2 protein-coding genes are annotated in these 1,650 nt (G+C 49.8%); one reads left to right on the top strand and one right to left on the bottom strand.

The features are described 5' to 3' along the window. Positions 1 to 104: 104 nt before the first annotated feature. On the bottom strand, positions 105 to 1,109 hold the full coding sequence (locus RMO52_RS01965; protein WP_310410428.1) for an NADP-dependent oxidoreductase: 1,005 nt from the start codon (positions 1,107 to 1,109) through the stop codon (positions 105 to 107). Between the two features lie 205 nt (positions 1,110 to 1,314). On the opposite strand from RMO52_RS01965, the gene RMO52_RS01960 reads away from it, so the two are divergent. Next, positions 1,315 to 1,578 carry a hypothetical protein gene (locus RMO52_RS01960; RefSeq protein WP_310410426.1) on the top strand — a complete coding sequence of 88 codons (264 nt, stop codon included), beginning with the start codon at positions 1,315 to 1,317 and terminating at the stop codon, positions 1,576 to 1,578. Positions 1,579 to 1,650: the final 72 nt, after the last annotated feature.

Raw genomic sequence — 1,650 nt, 5'->3', positions numbered from 1 at the left:
CAGAGTCATCTCGATCGCGGCAGTAAATTTACGATCCGATTGCCTATTTATAAGCATCAATTGAGTTCGCTGAAAACGTCTTCCGATCGCATCGATGCGTAACACTAATCGAGTTTTACCACCATCTTGCCGAGATTTGTGCCGTCAAATAGACCGAGAAAGGCTTCCACGGCTCGCTCGATCCCCGTGATGACTGTTTCTTGATTTTTCAAGCGACCTGCCTGAAAATAGCCACCTACCTCCTGTTGAAATGCCGCCATCTGAGGCAGCGAATCGATGACGATCAGCCCTTTCATCGTCAATCGTTTGGTCGTCATATTAAATAAATTACTCGGCCCTGGGGCGGGTTTTTCGGCGTTGTAGCCAGAGATGCCACCACAGGCGATAATCCGACCATAGTTGCGGAGTACCGCCAGTGCGGCTTCGAGACTTTCGCCGCCAACGTTATCGAAATAGACATCGATCCCTTCTGGAGCGGCTTGCTGGAGCTGTGCGAGTACGGGCGCATCCTTATAATTAAATACTCGATCGAAGCCACATTCCTCCGTGAGAAAAGCGATTTTTTCAGCCGAACCCGCCGAGCCGATGACTTGACACCCCCGCAGCTTGGCTAATTGTCCCGCGACATTGCCAACCGCCCCAGCCGCCCCAGAAATAAAGATAACGTCACCAGCTTTGACATCGACCAAATTTAACCCCGCCCAAGCCGTCAAACCCGTCGCCCCGAGCAACCCGAGATAAACCGAGAGCGGTTGAATTTCGCGGTTGACTGGTTGCAATGCCTGCGGCGCGGCAATAAAGTATTCGCGCCAACCCAAAGTAGAAGAAACGATATCGCCAGATTTGAACCCCTCAGCGTGGGATTCAACGACTTCGCCGACGGCACTACCTTCCATCACTTGCCCCAATTGGAACGGCGGTACATAAGATTTGGTATCATTCATCCGACCACGCATGTAAGGATCGACTGACATGTACAGGTTGCGAACGAGGACGCGTCCATCGGGGACTGGCTCTAGCTGAGTTGATACAGTCTCGAAGTTAGCGGCGGTGGGCATTCCCTGGGGGCGAGAGACGAGATGAATTTCGCGACTGACGATCTGGGTCATAATTTGCTCCTATGTGGTGGGATTCCAATCTGCAATTTTTGGCGCGTACTACTCAAAAATGTGAAGTGAATGAGATCTAGATACATCCTCTTAAATCTAAACGATCGACTAGCTACTTGGCGATCGCAATGCGATCGATCGAGCAGGATTGTAGCGATATTTCCCAGTGCTCGATAGACTATCTATAGTCTCAGGAAAAGAATTTATGGCAGCAAATATTCAACTGGTAAATTCGATAATAGAACTGATTGAATCCTTGCCTCAAGCAGAGCAGAATTTACTGACACAGCGATTATTTTTTGATTCTGCTGTGGCGGCGCAATTGGGTGGTGAAGAGCAGACTGTAGAGAAGCTGGACTATCCTTCTGTACGCGAGATTAGCAATCTAGCGCAAATGGGCGGCTCGTTTGACTTTCTGGATCGCGAACCCGATCTATATACTCTAGATGACGGGGAACCAGTCGCATGAATTGAGCCAAGGGTGATGTAGTGTTGGTGCCGTTTCCATTTACAGATCTGAGCCAAACCAAACTACGCCCAG

This window comes from Chamaesiphon sp. OTE_8_metabat_110, from assembly GCF_031382685.1.
In the GTDB taxonomy this organism is placed as follows: Bacteria; Cyanobacteriota; Cyanobacteriia; order Cyanobacteriales; family Chamaesiphonaceae; genus Chamaesiphon.
The sequence above is the reverse complement of the archived record's forward strand: the minus strand, read 5'-3'. Positions and strand labels throughout refer to the sequence as shown.